Annotated in this window: 5 protein-coding genes; all 5 read right to left on the bottom strand. The window is 51.5% G+C overall.

All coding sequences use genetic code 11. The features are described from left to right. Positions 1–131 precede the first annotated feature (131 nt). The 5 genes from SBL51_RS20305 to SBL51_RS20285 all read right to left on the bottom strand — a co-directional run bounded on the left by SBL51_RS20305 (position 132) and on the right by SBL51_RS20285 (position 6132). On the bottom strand, positions 132–524 hold the full coding sequence (locus SBL51_RS20305; RefSeq protein WP_317932977.1) for a hypothetical protein: 393 nt from the start codon (positions 522–524) through the stop codon (positions 132–134). A 103-nt stretch (positions 525–627) separates the two neighbouring features. After that, positions 628–1380 carry an HNH endonuclease gene (locus tag SBL51_RS20300; protein ID WP_317932976.1) on the bottom strand — a complete coding sequence of 251 codons (753 nt, stop codon included), beginning with the start codon at positions 1378–1380 and terminating at the stop codon, positions 628–630. Positions 1381–2593: 1213 nt separating this feature from the next. Beyond that, positions 2594–2833, bottom strand: coding sequence for a hypothetical protein (locus SBL51_RS20295; RefSeq protein ID WP_317932975.1), 240 nt, complete (start codon positions 2831–2833; stop codon positions 2594–2596). 23 nt (positions 2834–2856) lie between these two features. Continuing rightward, entirely contained in the window at positions 2857–5253 is a 2397-nt protein-coding gene (locus SBL51_RS20290) for an arylsulfatase (protein ID WP_317932974.1), read from the bottom strand. A gap of 366 nt (positions 5254–5619) precedes the next feature. After that, complete coding sequence (locus tag SBL51_RS20285) at positions 5620–6132, bottom strand: PepSY domain-containing protein (protein WP_317932973.1); 513 nt, start codon at positions 6130–6132, stop codon at positions 5620–5622. Positions 6133–6159 lie beyond the last annotated feature (27 nt).

The raw sequence follows: 6159 nt of genomic DNA, 5'->3' as shown, positions 1-6159 counted from the left end.
TAAAAAGGTCGCTATCGTTGCCTGCATGCGCAAGTTAATCACTATGCTTAATGCTATGGTTCGCGACGATGTTGCTTGGGCTTACTAAAGGTAAATTTAACTGGGTTGACACCACAGTCGCTTGTTATGCATTACTTAACCAGTATCTCAACACTTAAGAAAAACCAACCCAAAATAGACGAAAAACCAACAAATACACCAATTATTTTTTGTGGTAGTTGAAATCTTCGATATTCTTTTTTGTTTAAGAATCTCTTCTTTCCTTGTTTTAGTACTAGCACCCAAATAATAAACAAGATAATCAACGGTCCACCGACCGCTGGTACTATGAACTGCCAACCACCTGTAATGCCTAGCAGCAGTATGTAAAAGCCAACTCCTGAGAATGCAATACCATAAACGTAACCACTCAATAATCCTTGATACTTCAACTTCATTCCACATTCTTCACAGTACCCAAACAATACCAGATCAATTGACTTTTCTGGGTTTGTAAATGTTTTTTGACATTCTTCACAAATCATCGATGATCAACTTATGCATAACGCCCACAACACGGGTCGAAATGTAAGCGCGAAGCGCTGTAATGGAGGTCCGGCCCCGCAGGGGCTAACGTGGTTGTGATTGTTATGTGTTTGCAGAGTTTGATAACTTTCTCCTTACAAGCTCTTTTTCATATCGCGACCACGCTTGCTGTAACCTCTTTTTTAGCTTTTCATCATTGGAATTTTCTTTCATATTTTCCACTATCTTTATGACATCCACATCCTTCGAAAGTGTACTTCCTATCAGATTTCTTGTTATTGCGGATTTTGCCAATTCTAAAAGCAATAACGCAGACACCTCATCTTTTGCTATAGTACGAATTTCTGGGATTATTACTCGAACCTGACCAGGTAAGCTTGGAAACTCAGATTCTAGCTTTTTCCCCTCTATAGTTTCCCAAAATGCACGCCTATAGTTTTTCTCGAGCTTTTTTTGCGCCGATTTTCCACTTATCGCTTTACCACCACCTCTAGACTTATCAAAGACTCTCTTTCTGATCAATCTTATTTGGATCGGAAGATCGTGATTGTCTATAACGGGGTCCCCATGAACGGGAAGAGCCTCTATATCAATGCCAATAGAACCTGCAAACTCATGTAGCGGCTTGTTGGCCTTATCCTGATTGCAGGGAAAACAGCATGTAACATAATTGGTAACTTCATCAATACCGCCTTTGGCTAAAGGAACCAAGTGATCTATCGTAAGCTCAGACTTATCAAATCTCTCCATACAAAATTGGCATTGATAATTATCACGCTCAAATACCATAGAGCGAATTTTCTTTTTTATGCGGCCTCGATCCGTTTTGCTCGTATGAGTAAATCTGTTTTTCATGTCACGATTTCACATAACAGTCCGTAAACGAGGGCTTCGCCCTCTTTACTATAATATCGGGTCCCCAGCTTATTGACTGGAGGATTAAAACGCCAAGCCTAACCCATTGAAATATCAAAACAAAATCTGCCATTCAGTTTTCGTTCAATTAATAACAGGGGCAAATCCCCGGTTATGATAATAAGCTGGGCAAAAACAGAGACCAGACTCTACAGCTGCTGACTTTCTAAAGCAGGTGAGACTTTTAAATAGGGCAGTACGCTAAAATTTAGTACTAACGACTTAAGCACCCTTTCCCGTTCAGGACGAACAATGGACCATGGTTTAGAAACCATTGGTTTAACAGTAGCCGCGCGCTTCTATCTCTCCATCTGCAAGGCTCTCTAAATATTGCGATGTAGAGAGCGGCCAACGCGATTCTAGATAGCCAAACCCAACCCAGCTCACGGTCCCAAAAACAGTCGATCTTAGCCTAAACCTTTTATTTGGTGCCAGATTATTTTCGACAGGAGCGTTCAATTTGGAGCATAGGGGGCGATGGTCGTAGTTGTTCGCGACTTTTTATAAACGAGGGGTATAAAAATTTGGCGCCCCTCGAACCTGCAGTCACCTGCCTGTAATAAATAGCAGGTTTTTCCAGTTAATGTTTGTAAACATAATCCGATCCCACGCTCACCGTGACCTGTTCAGTTGTACTTACTCGCCTGATCCACCTCCAACTCAGTTGACTACCTTTAGCGCTCGATTTCAGTTGCGACTCTTGAGTAGCGTTCCCAACTTATCCGTGCACTTTTGCAGCCTGCCGGGAATTTTTGGGTGGACGGCGGCCTATTTTTTGTGAGGTGTGGAGAATTTTTCGAGGCGCAGGAAGCTTCTATTGAGAATGGCGAAGTCTGGTTCGAGAAGGACGACCTATTTTTCGAGGGCGCGGTGGATAATTTCCCGGGCGTTGACCAATCAACTCCTCACCACCGGGTAATTTAGTCCTTTAGCGCGCCTGATTATCCACAGCTCTCTCAAAAATTAGTAGCTCGGCCGCAACAGTCGCTGGCCGGCCTTCCCCGTTTGCTATTTAACGCGCAATCCGATGGCCATGGCCAAGAAGCTATGCACAGGCGCGCTCACTTTAAGCCACCCTTGCCTGAATTGGAGTGTCGTTAAGAGGCTGTAGCACACCAAGGGTCGCCTTTTGATTACCCATAATGGCCTACCGCTAAGCAACGTTGGAGTGTGGATCATCAATATTGGAGAGAGCAGCGTCAATTAGCTTAGGGCCGAGTGGGTTAGCGGCTAGAGCGGATGGCGGATGGCGAATGGCGGATGGCGGATGGCGGATGGCGGATGGCGGATGGCGGATGGCGGATGGCGGATGGCGGATTGGACGGAAGGTTTTTATTTTATAAATAGCGCCTGTGTTTAATTTATAGCTATTTTTTCCTAATGCGGTCAGCATTTACTTACCCACCTATTTAAACATTAATGCCTTTGCAGCCTAGGCCCCAGGCTGATCACCACATCGTCTATAGTGCCCGTGAATTTAAATGGCGCTTTATAAGCAAGGCTCGCTGGCGCACCACTATCCAGGCCGATGTTAAACAGCTCGTTACTGCCGTGGGTGCCAAAGACGTGAATATCGGTCTCGCCAAGGGCGACTTCGCGGCCGTTAACAACCAGTTTCATCTCGCCACCGGTGCGGCTTTTTTGTGTCCATTGCAGTTCCACTTTGGCTGGGCCGGCCGGCAGTTTTTTCGAGTCGCTGAGCGTTAGCAGCTGCTTGCCAAATTCACTGTAGTCGTAGTGAATTTTGCCGTTTTTCAAATAGAGCGAATAACCGCTCTCTACCCCGCCGGCGGCCACCAGCACACCTTGGTCACCTTTGCTGGCGGTGAACTCGGCACTGAGGGTGTAGCTGCGCATAATCAACGCCGGGCCGGCCAGTTCCGACATGGCACTGATGCCGGGTTGGCGATAGTGGTAGACATCGCGACTGTCACCCATGCGGTAGAACTGCCCGCTGCGGGCTTTGTTGCGCGCACCTAAATCAGCCAGCGGGTAGACGTTGTAGCGCTTGGCCTCTTCGTCATACAGTGCCTGCAGTTCGGCCAGTTTTTCTGGCTGCTGGGCGGCCAGGTCGGTTGTTTCGCCGGGGTCGTTGCGCACATTAAACAGCTGCCAGCTATCCTGCTCAAACGGCACGCCGGCCTGAATATCCCAGGCGCGCGCTTTGTGCAGCACCACCGCTTTCCAGCCGTCGTGGTAGATGCCGCGATTACCCCATAACTCATAGTATTGGGTGGTGCGCCGCTCGGCGGCATTGGGCTCGTTGAAGCTGTAGTTCAGGGCAATGCCATCGATGGGCTGCTGCGGCACGCCGTCGACACAGACCGGCGCGGCCACTCCGGCGGCCTGCAAAATGGTGGGCGAGAGGTCGGCAATGTAGCTGTATTGGTTGCGAATGCCGGGCGCTTGAATGCCTTTCGGCCAGGAGATCACCAGCGGTACGTGGTGGCCACCGTCGTGGGCGGTCTGCTTAAAGTAGCGATAGGGGGTATTGGCGGCCACGGCCCAGGCCGCGGAGTAGTGGGGCATGGTTTCCGGCCCGCCCCACTGCTCGTAGTAGGCCTGATTTTCCGCCATGGTCGGCGACTGGCCGTAACTGCGCGCCGACTCCATAAAGGCACCTTCGATACCGCCTTCGGCACTGGCGCCATTGTCGGAGGTGACAATAATAAGGGTGTTATCCAACTCGCCGTTTTGGCGCAGCGCCTCAATAATTCGGCCAAACTCGTTATCGGCTTCACTCATCTGTGCGGCAATGATCTCCATCTGCCGGGCGTAGAGCTGCTTGGCGTTCTCATCCAGCGTCTCCCAGGCGGGCAGGTCAACCTGCATGGCGGCCAACTCGGTCTGCTCCGGCACTATGCCCAGGGTTTTCTGGCGTTGCAGCACCGCCTGGCGGTAGGCATCCCAGCCCATATCAAAGCGGCCGCGATAATAGTTTCGCCACTTTTCGCTGGCCTGGTGCGGTGAATGCACCGCGCCGGTTGCCCAGTACATGTAGAAGGGCCGTTGCGGGTCGACCGAGTGCAGGCTGTTGATATAGGCGATGGCCTGGTCGGCCATATCGGTGGTGAAGTAGTACTCCTCGCCCGGGTTGGGCTCGGTGATGATGGAGTTGTCGCGGATGAGCGTGGGCTCGAAGTGGTCGGTGTCGTGCCACATAAAACCGTAGAAGTGGTCGAAGCCCTGGCCCAGCGGCCACAAATTAAACGGGCCGGCCGGCGTCAGCTGTTTAAAGGGGGTGTGATCCCATTTGCCCAGGGCGATGGTGCCGTAGCCGCTGTTGCTGAGCACCTTGGCGGTGGTCGCCGCCGAGGGGGGTACATAGCCGTCGTAACCGGGGAAACCCATGGCGGTGCCGCTGTGCGAACCCATATGCACCGAGTGCGGATTGCGGCCGGTGAGCAGCGCGGCGCGCGACGGCGAGCAGAGCGGTGTTGAGTGGAAATTGGTGTAGGCGAGGCCATGCTCCGCCAGGCTATCCAGTGTTTGGGTTTCGACCAGCCCACCAAAGGTGCTGGTCAGGCCAAAGCCGGCATCGTCAATCAACCAGATGAGGATATTGGGTGCCTCCTTGCCCGGCCGAACATCCTCCGGCCAGCTCTCCTGTGAGCCGGGCAGATAGCTGCCGGCGGTGCCGGCGAAGGGCGCCGGCACTCTGGCACACAGGCCACCGGCAGGGACGGTTTCTGCCTGCGCGGCCACCGAGGCCTGTTCTGACGTCTGCGCCTGCACCAACGCCGAAGCCGCCAATACCGCTACGGCCAACATTGGCGCCAAGACTTTTAGTTTTTTTTGTTTGCCTGGTTGCACAACTCATCCCCCTGAATAGACGAACGTTTAATGCTATGGCTTCACCACTGATAAGTACAATGCATCATATTGGCTAAATATATGTATACGACTCATAAGACAGCCACCGGCGAGAGGGGCACAGCGGTGATTCCCTGGTCCAGAGGCAGTGACGCTGGCAGGAACAGAGCCAAAGCGGCACCAGGCTGTGCTGACTCCACTCGATTTTTTATCGAGGGAGGGGGTCGCCGTGCGGCAGGCGCGGGGTTGAAATAGAGCGGGGTTTAAATAAAGAGAGATATAAATAAAGAGGGGTTTAATTAACGATCAGCCCGTTGCCAACGGCTCACGGGCTGCTTTTCTTACTCGGTAACGGCAATGATTTGGTTAAGCAAAAATCACCATCACCAGGGCAACCACCACACCCACAGCGGCAAACTTCAACCCGCTTTTAAAGGCCGGCGCCTGGCGCACAAACATAATAAAAGAGGAGATGGCCAAAAACAGCAGCCCTAAGCCAAACAAGACGTTCATAAAAAAGAGTGGGCTGTTGGGTGTGGCCTTGTGCAGGTTTACCAGCTTTTTCACCAGGGTTGGGTACTCTTTGCTGGTGACACTGGCCGTGCCATCGGCCTTGTTGTAGTGGCCCTGCTCAAAGACGATCACTTCCAGGCTCTCTTCCAGGACTTTGAAATCCCGAATGCGCAGCTGTTTGCCCAGGTCACCGGCGGCCAGGCCTGGCTCCAGTTGTTGCTGGGCGGTGTTCTCGAATTTTAGAAAATCGGTGGTGCGGAAAATCAGCAGCACGCCGCTGCTGGCGTAGATCATCATTACCCCCGCCATAAAGAAACCGATCATGCGGTGGTATTTGCGAAACGTGCTGGCAGTTTTAACGCTCATTTAACGGATTACCTTTTACTGAAACGG

The organism is Halioxenophilus sp. WMMB6, assembly GCF_033283405.1.
GTDB lineage: Bacteria > Pseudomonadota > Gammaproteobacteria > Pseudomonadales > Cellvibrionaceae > Halioxenophilus.
This window is presented reverse-complemented; position numbering and strand designations above follow the sequence as displayed.